At 38.9% G+C, this 14,915-nt stretch carries 14 protein-coding genes, 1 pseudogene and 2 riboswitches; of the genes and pseudogenes, 3 read left to right on the top strand and 12 right to left on the bottom strand.

Annotated elements, in window-relative coordinates; all coding sequences use genetic code 11:
* On the bottom strand, window positions 1-830 hold an 830-nt coding region (locus tag KTHG_RS10545), incomplete at its 3' end, for an FAD-dependent oxidoreductase (protein WP_139993618.1).
* 315 nt (window positions 831-1,145) lie between these two features.
* On the opposite strand from KTHG_RS10545, the gene KTHG_RS10540 reads away from it, so the two are divergent.
* Complete coding sequence (locus KTHG_RS10540; protein ID WP_126989892.1) at window positions 1,146-2,582, top strand: aspartate ammonia-lyase; 1,437 nt, start codon at window positions 1,146-1,148, stop codon at window positions 2,580-2,582.
* A gap of 178 nt (window positions 2,583-2,760) precedes the next feature.
* Here the strand turns inward: KTHG_RS10540 and KTHG_RS21845 are convergent, their stop codons facing one another.
* The 9 genes and pseudogenes from KTHG_RS21845 to KTHG_RS10495 all read right to left on the bottom strand — a co-directional run bounded on the left by KTHG_RS21845 (window position 2,761) and on the right by KTHG_RS10495 (window position 11,020).
* On the bottom strand, window positions 2,761-3,093 hold the full coding sequence (locus tag KTHG_RS21845) for a GNAT family N-acetyltransferase (protein WP_255512432.1): 333 nt from the start codon (window positions 3,091-3,093) through the stop codon (window positions 2,761-2,763).
* Window positions 3,094-3,271: 178 nt separating this feature from the next.
* A pseudogene (locus tag KTHG_RS10530) lies at window positions 3,272-4,275 on the bottom strand (ABC transporter substrate-binding protein).
* Window positions 4,275-5,015 carry an ABC transporter permease gene (locus tag KTHG_RS10525; protein WP_139993408.1) on the bottom strand — a complete coding sequence of 247 codons (741 nt, stop codon included), beginning with the start codon at window positions 5,013-5,015 and terminating at the stop codon, window positions 4,275-4,277. Before KTHG_RS10525 ends, KTHG_RS10530 begins: the two are co-directional and overlap by 1 nt.
* Window positions 5,012-5,686: an ABC transporter ATP-binding protein gene (locus KTHG_RS10520; protein WP_233600525.1), complete on the bottom strand. Its 675-nt coding sequence runs from the start codon at window positions 5,684-5,686 to the stop codon at window positions 5,012-5,014. The genes KTHG_RS10525 and KTHG_RS10520 overlap by 4 nt, the downstream gene beginning before the upstream one ends.
* Window positions 5,687-5,751: 65 nt before the next feature.
* A riboswitch (TPP riboswitch) is annotated at window positions 5,752-5,843 on the bottom strand.
* A gap of 48 nt (window positions 5,844-5,891) precedes the next feature.
* Window positions 5,892-5,999: riboswitch (TPP riboswitch) on the bottom strand.
* A gap of 280 nt (window positions 6,000-6,279) precedes the next feature.
* A complete protein-coding gene (locus KTHG_RS10515) occupies window positions 6,280-7,680 on the bottom strand; it encodes a sensor histidine kinase (RefSeq protein ID WP_139993406.1) in 1,401 nt (466 codons plus the stop codon).
* Entirely contained in the window at window positions 7,673-8,365 is a 693-nt protein-coding gene (locus KTHG_RS10510; RefSeq protein WP_126989896.1) for a response regulator transcription factor, read from the bottom strand. Before KTHG_RS10510 ends, KTHG_RS10515 begins: the two co-directional genes overlap by 8 nt.
* Before the next feature lie 124 nt (window positions 8,366-8,489).
* Window positions 8,490-8,672, bottom strand: a complete 183-nt coding sequence (locus KTHG_RS10505; protein WP_139993404.1) for a hypothetical protein — start codon at window positions 8,670-8,672, stop codon at window positions 8,490-8,492.
* Window positions 8,673-8,814: 142 nt separating this feature from the next.
* Window positions 8,815-9,624, bottom strand: coding sequence for a hypothetical protein (locus KTHG_RS10500; protein ID WP_139993402.1), 810 nt, complete (start codon window positions 9,622-9,624; stop codon window positions 8,815-8,817).
* A 199-nt stretch (window positions 9,625-9,823) separates the two neighbouring features.
* On the bottom strand, window positions 9,824-11,020 hold the full coding sequence (locus tag KTHG_RS10495; RefSeq protein WP_139993400.1) for an NAD(P)/FAD-dependent oxidoreductase: 1,197 nt from the start codon (window positions 11,018-11,020) through the stop codon (window positions 9,824-9,826).
* A gap of 108 nt (window positions 11,021-11,128) precedes the next feature.
* On the opposite strand from KTHG_RS10495, the gene KTHG_RS10490 reads away from it, so the two are divergent.
* Window positions 11,129-11,608: a hypothetical protein gene (locus tag KTHG_RS10490; protein ID WP_126989900.1), complete on the top strand. Its 480-nt coding sequence runs from the start codon at window positions 11,129-11,131 to the stop codon at window positions 11,606-11,608.
* Between the two features lie 54 nt (window positions 11,609-11,662).
* Here the strand turns inward: KTHG_RS10490 and KTHG_RS10485 are convergent, their stop codons facing one another.
* Both KTHG_RS10485 and KTHG_RS10480 read right to left on the bottom strand, forming a co-directional pair.
* Complete coding sequence (locus KTHG_RS10485; protein ID WP_126989901.1) at window positions 11,663-12,556, bottom strand: 3-hydroxyacyl-CoA dehydrogenase; 894 nt, start codon at window positions 12,554-12,556, stop codon at window positions 11,663-11,665.
* A gap of 106 nt (window positions 12,557-12,662) precedes the next feature.
* Window positions 12,663-12,929: a hypothetical protein gene (locus tag KTHG_RS10480; protein ID WP_126989902.1), complete on the bottom strand. Its 267-nt coding sequence runs from the start codon at window positions 12,927-12,929 to the stop codon at window positions 12,663-12,665.
* A gap of 320 nt (window positions 12,930-13,249) precedes the next feature.
* Here KTHG_RS10480 and KTHG_RS10475 point away from each other — a divergent pair, with 320 nt between their 5' ends.
* Window positions 13,250-14,860 (top strand): ribulokinase, encoded by a 1,611-nt coding sequence (locus KTHG_RS10475; RefSeq protein ID WP_139993398.1) that lies wholly within the window; start codon window positions 13,250-13,252, stop codon window positions 14,858-14,860.
* Window positions 14,861-14,915: the final 55 nt, after the last annotated feature.

Here is a 14,915-nt window from a genome sequence, read left to right as displayed (position 1 = left end):
ATACGGTCTTTATTAACGAAACGCGCACCATGCTTCTCTGCTAGCTCAAGCATTTTACCATCTACATAATTAGGCACACCGGCAATCATTGTTTCAGGCGCTTTTCCAAGTCGATCAGGCCAGTTTTGACGTACAAGCTCCAAATTCGCGCCAATGCCCCCAGATGCAATGACAACCGCATCCGCGTCGTAGTAAAATGGCCGTACAACTGCGCGAGAGGTCGCTTTACCACGCTCCGCGGTGTCTTGCACTAAAATATTCCCTCGAACACCGCACACACCCTGCTCCGTCATGATAAGTTCCGTCACCTGGTGCCTCGCTAGATAGGTTAATTGCCCGCGATTTCTCGCTTCAAGCACAGATTTTTTAAATGGCTCGACAAGTCCTGGCCCCGTTCCCCATGTAATATGAAAGCGCGGCACGGAATTTCCATAGCCGCCCGGTAGCATCGCCCCACGTTCAGCCCAGCCGACTACAGGGAAAAAGCGTACACCTTTTTCCTTTAAATACGTATATTTTTTATGTGTCGCAAATTCAACATAGGCATGTGCCCATTGAATTGCCCAACTATCCTCATCTTCAACACGATCAAATCCTGCTGTATGGCGCCAGTCCTTCCAAGCAAGCTCAAAGCTATCTTTTACGCCTAGACGTTTTTGCTCAGGTGAATCAACTAAAAATACGCCACCAAAGGACCAAAAAGCTTGGCCTCCTAAAGATTGTTCGCCTTCTTGATCCAATAATAAAACTGTTTTTCCTCGATTGATCAATTCAGTTGCTGTCACTAAACCTGCAAGACCTGCACCAATAATAATGACATCGTATTTCATGTTGTAGCCCCCTTTTCGTATTAAATTCGCTTTTTTACGTAGAAATTCCTTTATATATCTTGAAAAAAGATTAATACTATGCCAGAATGAGATAAGTTACGAAAATGTGAATTTTTTAAAGCGAATTAGTTGATAACGCTTCCAAAAAACGTTAGCGTAATGGTGAGAGAAAAATGCATCCTAAGTACTGTAATAGCTTTTACATAAACAACACGGTTTTTAACAACTAAACGCGTTACACTTAGTATGTGACAATGATAACTACTATGACAAAGAGAGGTGACAGTCAGCGAGTTACTCGCTTGACACACTACTATGGATACACGTAAAGAACATGACTTTTTAGGCGAATTAGAAATTCCAAACACAGCTTACTATGGCGTACAAACAATGCGCGCAAAAGCAAACTTCCCAATTACAGGGTATACGATTCACCCTGAATTAATTCGTGCAATGGCTATCGTGAAAAAATCAGCTGCCCAAGCAAATGCAGCAACACATCAATTAAAACCATCTACTGCAGACGTAATGATTGAAGCATGTGATGAAATTATTAACGGGCAGTGGCACGAACAATTTGTTGTGGATCCAATCCAAGGCGGTGCCGGTACTTCAATTAATATGAACACAAATGAAGTCATCGCTAACCGTGCTCTTGAAATTTTAGGTTATGATAAAGGTCGCTTCGACATCATTAGCCCAAACAACCATGTAAATATGGCACAATCAACAAATGACGCATTCCCTACAGCAATTCACATTGCAGCACATTCAATGATTCAAAAATTAGGCAAAACAATGAAAAAAATGAAAGATACATTTGTCGCAAAATCACTAGAATTTGATGATATTGTCAAAATGGGTCGTACACACTTACAAGACGCTGTGCCAATTCGTTTAGGCCAAGAATTTGAAGCCTATGCAGCAGTTGTTGGTCGTGATATTACACGTATTAAAAAAGCACAAGAAAGCTTATTAACAGTCAATCTTGGTGCAACGGCAATCGGTACAGGCTTAAATGCTGATTTAGAATACCGTGAGCTTGCGATTAACTTCCTACGCAAAAATACAGGCTATCCATATGCATTAGCGCAAAACTTAATCGATGGTACACAAAACACCGATGTTTACACAGAAGTATCATCTGTATTAAAAGTGTGTATGCTAAACATGTCAAAAATCTCAAATGATATTCGTATGATGGCTTCTGGCCCAACTGCTGGTCTAGGTGAATTAATTTTACCTGCACGCCAACCAGGATCTTCAATTATGCCAGGGAAAGTAAACCCTGTAATGCTTGAAGTAATGAACCAAGTAGCATTCCAAGTAGCAGGAAATGATTTAACGATTTCAATGGCTTCTGAAGCGGGTCAATTTGAATTAAACGTGATGGAACCTGTACTTGTTTATAACCTACTACAATCACTACAAATTATGGACAATGTATTTGAAGTATTTACAGAATACTGCCTAAAAGATATCAAAGCAAACAAAGAACGTTTACTTGCTTATGTTGAAAACAGCATTGGTATTATTACAGCTGTATCACCATATATCGGTTACGAATCGTCTTCTCGTATCGCACGTGAAGCACTTGCAACAGGTAAATCTGTACGTGAGCTATGTGTTGAATACGGTCACTTCACACCGGAAGAAATCGACAAAATCCTTAGCCCATACGGTTTAACAACACCTGGGATATCTGGTGACCTTGCGAAATATCGCGCAACACATCAAGAAGGCTTAAAATAAATGCAACTTAAAATACCTCATTCGTCATTTTAGACGAATGAGGTATTTTTTTATTCGTATTCATACACCATTACCTGCCATTCATCGCGCAACATACTGTAAATAAGTGAATCACGCCACCCACCATTTATACGTAGATGGTCGCGAATTCGTCCCTCTGATTGAAAACCGGCCTTTTCTAGACGCTAAAAGAAGCAATATTTTTAGGGTCACAAGTAGCAAAAATTCGATGCATACCTAGCTGTTCAAAGCCGAATGCTAGTAGCACATTTGCCATTTCAGTCGCAAAGCCTTGTCCCCAATAAGCGGGATGCAATACATAGCCGATTTCTGCGCATTCATTGTACCAGTCTGTAATCCATAGCTCCCCCGCGCCGATAAGTTGGCCGTCATATTCTACTGCTAAACAATACCATACCCGTTTATGCTCTGCTGCATCCGCTACTACTTCTGCAACAAATTGCGTCGTTTCTTCGAGTGAATTTGGTCCCCATGGCTGATCATGTGACACTTCCTCTCATGACGCGTACTGATGAATTGCTACTGTATCATGAAACGTGATTTCACGTAACCAGAGTCGCGTTGTCGATAGTTGCATAGGCTTTCACCTCTTTTTTTACTACTTCATACCCTTTTGCAATCAAAAAAAGACGGAATCCTTTATTCCGGCTTTTTTCGAAAATAAATGATTATTTCATTAACTCCACAAACAAATCATTTGGCTGCGGTTTTGTCGTAATCATATGCTGTTTACTCATCCATTCAATTTGTTTTTGCCAGGCATTTGCATCATCAGATAAGAACTTGCTGCCCTTTCGTTCCATCGTCGCCATCAGTATTTGTAAGCTTTTCTTTTCTACTTTAGATGATAACGGGAAATTTGCTTCATCTTGTTTTGCCATTAAGATTTCTAGCGCTTGTTGTGGATGCTTCTTCATGTAAGCATATCCTTTCTCAGAGGCACGTAGAAACGCCTTTAGTAGTTCAGGATTTTCTTCAATTGTCTTGTCGCCTGATACAAATAACAGTTCATAATAATTTGGCACCCCATAATCCGCGGGGTTAAACGTACGTGTCGGAAACCCCTTCTCTTCCATTACGGGCACTTCATGATTAATCAGCGCGCCACTAAGCGCATCCACTTTATTAGTAATCAGGGCTGGTACGAGGTCAAACCCCACATCTTGCATTGTCACTTTCTTTGGGTCCCCACCATCGGCTTTTACCATCGATTGTACATACGCTTCACTTAAGTCACTTCCCGCATAGCCAATTGTTTTTCCTTCTAAATCTTTAGGTGATTGAATCGTTTTTCTTTATCAAGAACAATAATATGGTTTAACGGCTCGCGTACAATGGGGCCAATTGACTTTACCGGAATTCCTTCATTTGCACGCGCTCGCACGATATCTTGCTGATAATAAATTCCTACCGTTGCTTTACCAGCAGCAGTCAAGGTAAGTGGATCCGTCACGTTTTGAGGATATTGAATATTTAAATGAATTCCCTCTTCCTTAAAATAGCCTTTTTCCTCCGCAGCATAAATAAAGCTATGAACTGCATTAGGATACCAATCCAGTACGAGTGTTACCTCTTGTAGTCCATCAGCCGTTGTTTTTTTATCACTGCTTCCACATGCACTTAATACTGTCATACAAATGCAGCATACATATACTAGCAACATTTTTTTCATTATTCTTTCCTCCAACCCATATATTTTTTCTCCACACCCGCAAGAATGGCCGCAAAAATAACCGCCATTAGCGATAACACAACAATAGGGGCGAATACACCTGCACCATCCATTTGTGTCATCATACGTTTACTAAAATAGCCAAGACCTGCTTGCGCTCCAAGCCACTCACCGATTGCCGCTCCGATTACAGTTAAAGGCACCGCAATTTTAAGACCTGTAAAGAATGATGGTAAGGCAGCCGGGACCTTTAATTTCCAAAACTGTTGCCAACGACTTGCTCCAAATGTTTGTAGAAGCTCAAACTGTCCTTTTTTCACACTGCGTAAACCCTCAAAAGTATTCATTGTAATGGGAAAAAAAGCAATTAAGACCGTCACAAGTACTTTACTCCAAATACTATAACCAAACCACAGCACAAAAATGGGGGCAAGGGCAGTCGTTGGAATCGTTTGTGAGATGACAAGAAGTGGATAAAAAGCCCGCTCGAACCACGTACTGGCATCCATTACTAATGCAAGGACCACACCTAATACAAGGGAAATCAGCAACCCGATTCCAATGATCGTTAATGTCGCCGGCAAATGAATCGTTAACAGTGGTTCACGAAGTAACCATATTTTCTTAAGAATTTGAAGTGGGGACGGCAAAATATACGGCGATGCAAGAACACGTGCAATTACTTCCCAACTAATGAGCAGTAGCGCCATTAACAAGAAAGGCGGTACTATTTTTTTCATCGCATCGCACCACCAATTTTTTCATAGATATACGCTTTTGATACTGTCGAGTCCATACATTCAAATGCGGTAAGTGGTTTTTTTGTCGCTACAAAAATACGATCTGATAAAAATAATGCCTCCTCAATATCATGTGTAATAAAAATAACCGTTTTCTGTTCTAAGTGGACAATGTCCTTTAACCATTTCTGTAAATCATTACGGGTAAGAGCATCCAGTGCGCTGAATGGTTCATCTAATAATAATACGTCGGCTCCTGTTAAAAGAGCTCGTATCAAGCTTACGCGTTGTTGCATACCACCTGATAATTCGTATGGCTTCTTATCTTCATAGCCAGCTAATCCAAAGCGTATAAAAAGCTGCTGCGCTTGCTTACGTGCTTTCGCCTTTTTCACGCCTTGACATTCTAACGGTAAAATCGCATTATCAAGTGCTGTTCGCCAGGGCATAAGCTGATGGTGCTGTGGCATATAACCTATTTTTCCATGTTTTTTTATCCTCCCTTGCTGTGGATTTTCAAGTCCTAGCAACAAACGAAATACGGTGCTCTTACCGCAACCACTTGCCCCAACGATACTAACAAATTCACCCGCTTCTACGTGCAGGTTTAAGCCATTTAAAATTACTTTCTGACCATACGAAAAATGCACATGCTCCATCCTAACAACCATTCTTTGCTCCTCCTTTATCACAACAAAAAAAGCCATCTCCCGCAGGAAGTGGCTCTACATGCATCGCTAAATAGAACCCACTTCCTTGCGTCAGCATTACCTAATACAAGTCATAAGGGTCTCATCTCAGCTTTTTATAGCACCCCTAGTGGTCAAAAATTAAAAAACGTCCCATGCCTAGATTACCGGCATGGGACGTGATCATATGAATCAATCAACGCTTTCCTACGCTAGTACAAACTAGATCAGGTTCAAGGATTAATTCATTACGTGAATTTCTCGGCTGACAACATCAGCACTCCTAGCATCTTTTTGTATGTGATTAAAAAGCAGTATAGCACGATAATGAATAATTGACAACGTTCTCCCTACACCCCTTCAAACGATTTAAGTGCTAGAAAAGTCGTTTGTATAATTTTATATTTCAATAAAAAGCTTTTATCACTTTCTTTAGCTGTTCTTTCTGATAAAAAACTTAAAAAGAAAATATTTATTTTAAACAAAAAAACACGCACCTATTCCTGACGTAGGTGCGTGTTTTTCTATCCATGGCATCCGGGGGTGGAGTCACATGAGTTTATATTATTATCATACTAGCTATTTGTGGAAAAAGTATGAATGGGAAATGACAATCTAAAGGTAGTACCGATATTTTCCTTACTTTCGACTGTAATAGCGCCATCTAATGCTTCCGTTAACGCTTTAACAATCGCTAGGCCAAGGCCTGTGCCACCCTTATCGCGAACACGTGATTTTTCAACCCGGTGGAAGCGGTCAAAAATAAAGGGAATATCCTCTGCTGGAATACCAACACCTGTATCAGTTATTTCAATAATTAGTGTAGATTTTTGCTCAAATGCACGCAGTGTAATCGTTCCCTGCGGCGTATAGTTAACCGCGTTTTGCAGTAAATTAATAATGATTTGCTCAAAGCGCATACCGTCTGTTTCTATGTCTTGAAGCGGCCCTTGAATCGCAACCTCTAAGGCTAGATTTTTTTGATGTGCCTTTAAACGAACTTTGTCTGCGGCATCTTCTAGTAATTCTTCAATATCAACTGCTTGTTTATAAAATGTCATCATGCCTTCTTCCATTTTTGATAGGTCAAAAACATCTTGAATTAATTTAGATAAACGCACAGATTCCTGATCAATAATATGCGCATATTTTTTTAACTCTTCCTCAGAGCGATACTGTCCATTTTCAATAAGTTGTGCATAGCCTTGTAAGTACGATACGGGCGTCCGTAGCTCATGTGAAATATTCGCCAGTAGTTCACTTCGGTTTTTTCGGTAGTTATTTAACTCCACACTTAAATCATTAATGGACTCACCGAGAATGCCAAGCTCATCCTTACTCGTAACCGTGACCTTCGTATCCTGCCCTTTGGCAATTTTACGCGTAGCCTCGGTCATATCAACAAGTGGACGCGATAATTTCCACGACACTAAAATCGTATACACAAGCGCTAATAAAATCGCCATTAAAATACCGCGTAGCGTCCAATAACGAATCTGGCTCATCGTTTCATACCAGCTTGTGACATTTGACATGACTAGGACCCCACCATTATATTCGCCATCTTTTAGTAAAGGTTTTCCTACATAATGAAAGCGCGCGCCAGTAGCATTTTCGGTACGGCTTCCTGTATAAGATTTTTGTCCGGCTTCAAGCGGTTTTCGCCACTGCGAGTCAATGGTATCTTGCTCAAAAAACTCATAAGCCGAGCGGGATAAAATTTTGCCGTTTTTATCGAATACGATAATGGCATCGTCACTTAAGCTGAGCATTAAATTAATGCGTTCCGGCTCTAGCTTATCCTCTTTTTCAAGTTGCATAACAGCTCGTGTCGCCGCTTTCTCAACAGAGGCATCTACATAATCGGTATAAACATTCGCAAAAATACGATCAATTAGCACGGCGAGCGGCACTAAAATAATAAAGAAGAGTGCCATAATAAGTGCGCCCCATTTAAAACCGACACGATTAAACATGCGCATCTTCTGGCATATCAAATTGATAGCCAAGACCCCAAACCGTTTTAATTAGCTTTGTGCGCGCACCGATTTTTTTCATTTTATAACGTACATTTTTTACATGCGAATCAATTGCGCGTCCGTCTCGCTCATGTTCCTCATCCCATAATAAATGCAGCAAATCATCACGCGTAAATACTTGATTCGGTGCTAAAGCAAGCTGCTTCAACAATTCAAACTCTTTTACTGTAAAGTCAATTTTTTGACCATCGACCTGTACACTGAAGGACTGAATATCCATTTTAAATGAGCCATATTGGATAATCGATTCATCCTTCTCCTCCTGCATGGTCGCACGGCGGATTAATGCATGAATACGCGCCTTCAATTCTGCAAAATCAAATGGCTTCACTAAATAATCATCTGCACCAAGCTCGAGGCCACGTACGCGGTCCTCTACCTCTGTGCGAGCTGTTAGCATTAAAATCGGTGTCTGCCCCATACGACGTACTTCTGCACATAACGTAAAGCCGTCTACATACGGCAGCATAATATCTAATAAAATTGCATCAAATGTTTCTAAATTAATTTTCTCAAGCGCTTCTGCCCCGTCCTTAGCGATTGTGACATCATACTCTGGGCTTAAATGCAGCGTTAATAGTTCCTGCATTAATACTTCATCTTCTGCAATTAGTAATCGCATGTTAATCACTCCTTCTCACAAGTATAACGTAATTCTTTTCATTATTTTATTTTCTTCTATAAGAAAAAGCCAAAATCACAACGATTTTGGCTTTCATTAAAGAGAATCCTCACGTTTCCATTCTCTACGATTGTGATGATTTTTTCCATTTTGGTTTGATAAAGGTAGTCCACGCGACCAACAACACCATCAGCATGAACCAGACGCCCCAAATCCAAACATTTTCAAAAATAGCAGTTAAATAAACGGCTACAAAGGTCACAATGGCCATAACAAACATTCCGATTAACATTTGTTTCGTAGACATCTTTATCTCTCCATTCATACATTATTACTACTATTATAAATAGCAAGCTGTACAAAAGCAGCGGTTCATTTAAAATGAATTAAAAAAAGCGTGGTGCTGTCACAAACTCTTTGTAACGGCTCCACACTTTATCCATAAGTTATTAATTTTCTACAACATTGTATGTGTAATCATTTTGCTCAAGCATTTTCTTCCAATCAGCGCGTGATGTTTCCGTAAAGTTATCAAGTTCTGTTACTTGACCATCTACTTTAAATTGAATGGTTTCAAGCTTAGGGAAATTCGCAAATAATGAGGTAATGATTTCTACATAGTTTTCATTTGTATAAACAAAATTATTTTCTAACATTCCTTGACCATTAAAATCAAGAATGATTTTTTTCTCATCTTTTGATACAGCGTAATTATTGAAGTATGTCGTATAATAGCGATCATATAAGGTCATTAAGATTTTTTTCGTTTGAGAACCTTCTGCAGCATATGAATAATCTACACGTGTTGTAATAAATTGTTCATCGTTCATATCGTAAATAACGATTGAATCATCTGTTGCATCTTCGTTTAAGCTTAATGGTTTTGTTAAATCGGCTTTCACTGTTTCTGTAGCTGTTTCACCACTGACAGTTTCGACTTCCTCTTCTTCCGTTGTTGCTGTTTCTTTCGTTTCTTCTTTAGTAGTCTTTTCCTCTTCTGAAGATGTATCCGCTACAGCTTCTTTCTCTGATGCACTACTATCCTTGCTATCGGATGTTGTGGACTCTTCTTGCTTCTCATCCGCTTCAGACTGTGCATCCTCCGATTTTGTAGTAGACGCACTTGAAGATTCCTCGGCTGTTTGAGTCACTGGTGCTTGCTCATTGTCAGCGCTAGAACTATCGGACGTGTTGCCACAAGCTGCTAACATTGCAACGGTTACTGCCGTTAAAAGCATCATTTTTTGCATAAGTTTCACTCCATTTCCTCTTGTAGTATACCTGTAATTTCGTTTTTACACAAAGAACATTCTGTTGCAATAATAAGTATATACCGAAATGAAATGGTATTTTTCTAACAATAACACTACTTTTCAAGCAAGAAATATCATTTATATATCATTATTAACAAGGATATTACAGTCGTTTAACAACTTTTTATAATATACTACAATATTTTTATCGCACGCCATTTGTACGTGATAATCGTACGATATGAGCACCGACAGGCTCTTTTCCTTTAATGAAGGACGTTATCATTTTTGCACCCATCATCGAATAAACAGTGCCATTACCACCATAGCCTAATAAATAATATTGACGTTTTTTCGTTGGATGTTCGCCAATAAACGGTAAGTTATCATACGATTCACCAAATGTAGCACCGTATGCATACGCCGCTTTTAAGTCATATGACGGAAACAATTCCCTTGCCTCTTTTAAAAGCTTTTCAGCATGCTGTTGAATGGCTTTATCTGTCGGAGGCACTGCAATATCCTCATCAAGCCCTCCTATAATTAAGCGGTTATCAACCGTCGTTCGAATATATAAATACGGGTGTGCCGTTTCCCAAATAAGCGCCTCGTCCTGCCATAGCTGCTCATTAATAGGCTCCGTCACAACGACATATGAACGATGAATTGCTGCCCCAATCCGTTTTCCAACAACTGGCGTTTCATAGCCTGTCGTGTGAATGACGTGCTTGGCATGAAACGTTCCTTTAGACGTCTCAACACGCACCTGGGTTTCCTCCGAATAAGTAGCAGTTACCTCGCATTCTTCGACGATATCATGCTTGGCATCTGAAAATAATGCCTGTACAAACTTCACTGGGTTTACTTCTGCATCGCCATATGTTTTTAAAGCGGCTTCTTTTTCAAATGGCATCTCGTTAGCGAGCGCCTGTCGATCTAAATAGGCTACCTCAAAACCATGCTTTTTTAATAATGTATAATTTTTTTGCAAACGTGGAACATCTTCAGCCGTTGAAGCGTAATAAATACTAGGGCGTTCAATATAATCTGTGTTACGAGAAAGTGACGTTGCAAGCGTCGTTAAATCTTGCATGGCTTGTTCACATAATCGATAAAACAAAACGGCATCTTCTTCACCAATTTGTTCCGCCAAATCAACTAGCATAATGTCATTGCTATACTGAAGTAATCCTGTATTTGCACTTGTGCTACCTTCTGCTATATGACGTTTATCGATGGATAAGACGTCGTAGCCTTGTTTCGTCAGCTCATAGGCACATAATGCACCACTCATACCAGCGCCGATAATAATGACATCATAGTGTGCTTTTGGTTTTATCTTAGGAACGGTAAGTGGTGCCGTTGTCGTCGGCCAAAATAAATGACCATTTGTTAAATTCATAATTATCACCTCAGTTATTCTATTCCACAAATTCTTTTTGAAAATGCCTAAAAATACATAATTGTTTTTGTTATACTATAGAAGCAAAGCAGAATGGAGGGTCGTATTTTGAAACTAATTTTATACATCACCATGTTTTTCACAGGATTGGCGACCATCTTTGTCTGGGCAAGTATGAACGTATTAACACCAGATTTTGATATTGATTTATATAAAGCGAATGCAGATGGCTTATACAATGGCTTTTACTTTCAATTAGGCTTTATTTTCATTGTCTATTTTGCGGTTGTCGCCGTATTATTACTTCGTGACTTTCATCGCATTTTCAGTCCGCGTACACGTATCATCTTGACTGTACTTTATGGTGTCTTATCAATCGTTGTTTTTTTCCGTACGATAAGAGATGCATTCCAATTAAAAAATGCATTAAATAGCCAACAAAATGAAGTCTTCTTTTCAATGATTAATGCCTATTCAACAAGCATTTACTTTAATATGTTTACGTTTGTAGGATTTATTATCTTCCTTGGCTTAATTTCTCTATTACTTCCAGCGAAATCAACAAGTCGTGAAAAATATGAATTTTAATGAATAAAAAGCAGGAACCGCAAATTAGGCGATTCCTGCTTTTTTTGTATACATTTATTTTTTTAAGAAATCTGGTGCTGCATAAGACGGATTTGGATATTTATAAAATCCTTCTCCTGCATTAATACCCATTTTACCTTGATCAATGTATTCCGTTTTTAATTTTTCAGCAATTTCCTTTGTACCTGGAATACCTGCTGCAGCTTTTGCTAAGTTTAAATTATAAGGTGTTTCCATGCCTACAACATCTAAAATAGCAAATGGTCCACGTGGTGCACCTGTCGCAATCATCCAGTTTTTATCAATTGTTTCAGGATCTGCTACGCCTTTTGCCCATAACTGCATTCCTGCATCTAAAAATGGCACTAATAATGAATTTAAAATATAGCCTGGTTGTTCTTTATGAAGATGGAATGGAATCATGCCAATTTCACGTGCAAATTCGACTACTTGCTCTGCATATTGTGCATCTGTTCCTGGGTGCCCCATAATTTCAGCCGTGTTATTATGCCAAATTTCATTTGCAAAGTGTAGTGCTAAGAATTTTTCAGGACGTCCTGTAAATTCTGCAAATTGACTTGGAAGCATTGTTGATGAATTTGATGCAAAGACTGTTTTTTCTGGTGCTACTTGCGCTAATTGTTCGTAGAAACCTTTTTTAATATCCATACGTTCTGGTACGGCTTCTACGATTAAGTCGGCATCTTTTACCGCCTCAGCTAAATCAGTTGAATAGTTTAAGCTTTCAAATGCTTGCTGTGCACGCGCCTCATCCTTGAAATAAGCTGCATATGTTTCTTTATGTTTTGCAAATAATTGTTTTGCATGCTCGATTGCCGCATCATTAATATCATAAACGGTTACATTAAAACCGAAGAAAGCTGTTTGGAATGCAATTTGACTACCTAAAACACCGCTACCTGCTATTGTTACGTTTTTATATGACATAAAAATCGCTCCCTTTAAAAAAAGTTAGTATTTACTTACAACTCTATTTTAAATCGCTCAAAATAAAAAAGCAAGTAATTACTTACCTTGCTTTCATAATTAATAATTAGATTTTTACTTCCTCATACTTTTCGCTAAGAAAGGATAATTTTAAATGATTTTCTTTCACTAAAATATAGTCAAAACGCACAAGTTCACAAAAAATCGTTTCCATTTCATCTGCTGTATTATTAGAATCCAATAACCAATTCTCACAATTAGCATACCGCTCTTCGGGATTAACGAGTAAATACATTAATAAGCCTTTAGCTGCAAGCGATAGACGATTATCTTGTAGGAAAAACAAATCACTTTTTTCAACTTTCGTATTCATTTGCTTACATCCTTTTCCATTTTTATAGTTATATAATAACATTAAATATTCATAAAATAAAGACTTAAATACCACTAACTAGTTATTTTTTATAATAAATATTCCAAAACTACCCAAAAATAATTACTTCATATTATACTTCTACAAAATTAAACGCTACTTTACTCATAATATTATCAAGTTATTTTTTTACCCCTTATGATAATAAATAAAACCTAAAAAAATATTTTTTTAATTTTTTTACTACAATTAAGATAAAGATACATTTTTTCCCTATTATGCTATTGTTATAAATAAGTTTATTTAAGGAGTTGTTGACTATGACAAACTATGTAATTGGTGTTGATTATGGTACGGAATCTGGTCGTGTACTACTCGTTGATGCCGTCAACGGAAAATTGATAGCGAGCGCTGTCATTCCTTATGCACATCACGTCATTACAGAAGTGGATGAACGAATTCCATATACGTTGCCATCTGGTACAGCTATTCAAGATCCCCAAGATTATGTGGATGTGCTAACGCAAGGTATTCCCCAGGTGCTTCATAAAACAACTATTACAAAATCGCAAATTATCGGTATTGGTTTTGATTTCACTTCATCGACAATTTTACCCGTTGATGCTTGTTATGAACCGCTTTGCTTTCAATCTGAATTTACGGAAAATCATCATGCTTATGTAAAGCTTTGGAAGCATCAGCTCTCTCTTCCTATTAAAGATGAGCTCTATACGATTGCACAGCAACAAAACGCACGCTGGTTCCGACAACTTGGCTCTACTATTTCCGAAGAATGGGCTATCCCAAAAATTATTGAAACATTTCGCGCAGCCCCTGAAATTTACGACGCTGCTGCTCATTTTATTGAGGCCGGGGATTGGATTGTTGGGCAACTAACACAAAATTTCACGAAAAATAATTGTGCACTTGGCTTTAAAACATGTTGGACAGAGGAAGATGGCTTCCCGTCTGACTATTTTTCACAAGTAGATGCCCTACTTGGTCAAACAATCGAACAAAAATTAACAGCGCCCGTGAAAAAAATTGGTGACTGTGCAGGAACCTTGACCGCTGATTGGGCAACAAGGCTTGGCTTATCAGAGGGTATTGCGGTTGCTACTTGTATTATTGATGCACATGCGGGTGTTATTGGCGCAGGCGTTCATGAATCCGGCACATTATTAATGGTCATGGGCACCTCTACTTGTCATTTGATGGTGCATGAAGAGCTGCATGAGATTGAAGGCATTTCCGGTGTCGTAAAAGATTCGATTATCCCAGGCCTTTATGGATATGAGGCTGGACAACCTGCTGTTGGGGATTTATTTGCAAGCTTTGTTCAGACATTTGCACCACAAAATACACATGAACAATTGGAGAAGCGCGCAGCGACACTAAAGGCTGGTGAAAGTGGCTTAATGGCACTTGATTGGCATAATGGTACACGCTCTATTTTATCCAACCCTAACTTATCAGGTACTCTTATCGGGTTAACGCTCCAGACAAAGCCTGAGGAAATTTACCGCGCTTATTTAGAGGCAACAGCCTATTCTGCACGAAAAATTGTTGATACGTATACACAAGCTGGTATGAAAATTGACCGTATTGTTGCAACGGGTGGCCTGCCTCAACGAAATCAACTGTTAATGCAAATCTATGCAGATGTGATGAATCAGCCTATTATCATTTCCGAATCAGAGTACGCGCCAGCAATTGGTGCCGCGATTTTAGCGGCTGTAGCTGCCAAACAATACCCAACTGTGCCAGATGCTATCGCAAAAATGGTACCACCTCTTGAAAAAGTCATCGAGCCATCAAAAGATGCCGCTACATATCAGCAACTTTACGGACTTTATACAGCGTTACATGACTACTTTGGGTATCAAAATCCTGATTACATGAAAACCTTAAAGGCCTTACGTTCAATCTAATCAAGCGAAAGGTCTAGACGCTATTGAACTCACTGATTTTCAACTAAGGGCTTTT

This window comes from Kurthia sp. Dielmo, assembly GCF_000307285.2.
Classification (GTDB): Bacteria; Bacillota; Bacilli; order Bacillales_A; family Planococcaceae; genus Kurthia; species Kurthia populi.
The sequence above is the reverse complement of the archived record's forward strand: the minus strand, read 5'-3'. Positions and strand labels throughout refer to the sequence as shown.

What these genes read in the sequence shown, in the direction of transcription:
- KTHG_RS10540 (WP_126989892.1), top strand. Translation starts at nt 1,146, where the DNA reads ATGGATACACGTAAAGAACATGACTTTTTAGGCGAATTAGAAATTCCA.
- KTHG_RS10525 (WP_139993408.1), bottom strand. Translation starts at nt 5,015, where the DNA reads ATGAAAAAAATAGTACCGCCTTTCTTGTTAATGGCGCTACTGCTCATT.
- KTHG_RS10520 (WP_233600525.1), bottom strand. Translation starts at nt 5,686, where the DNA reads ATGGTTGTTAGGATGGAGCATGTGCATTTTTCGTATGGTCAGAAAGTA.
- KTHG_RS10515 (WP_139993406.1), bottom strand. Translation starts at nt 7,680, where the DNA reads ATGTTTAATCGTGTCGGTTTTAAATGGGGCGCACTTATTATGGCACTC.
- KTHG_RS10510 (WP_126989896.1), bottom strand. Translation starts at nt 8,365, where the DNA reads ATGCGATTACTAATTGCAGAAGATGAAGTATTAATGCAGGAACTATTA.
- KTHG_RS10505 (WP_139993404.1), bottom strand. Translation starts at nt 8,672, where the DNA reads ATGTCTACGAAACAAATGTTAATCGGAATGTTTGTTATGGCCATTGTG.
- KTHG_RS10495 (WP_139993400.1), bottom strand. Translation starts at nt 11,020, where the DNA reads ATGAATTTAACAAATGGTCATTTATTTTGGCCGACGACAACGGCACCA.
- KTHG_RS10485 (WP_126989901.1), bottom strand. Translation starts at nt 12,556, where the DNA reads ATGTCATATAAAAACGTAACAATAGCAGGTAGCGGTGTTTTAGGTAGT.
- KTHG_RS10480 (WP_126989902.1), bottom strand. Translation starts at nt 12,929, where the DNA reads ATGAATACGAAAGTTGAAAAAAGTGATTTGTTTTTCCTACAAGATAAT.
- KTHG_RS10475 (WP_139993398.1), top strand. Translation starts at nt 13,250, where the DNA reads ATGACAAACTATGTAATTGGTGTTGATTATGGTACGGAATCTGGTCGT.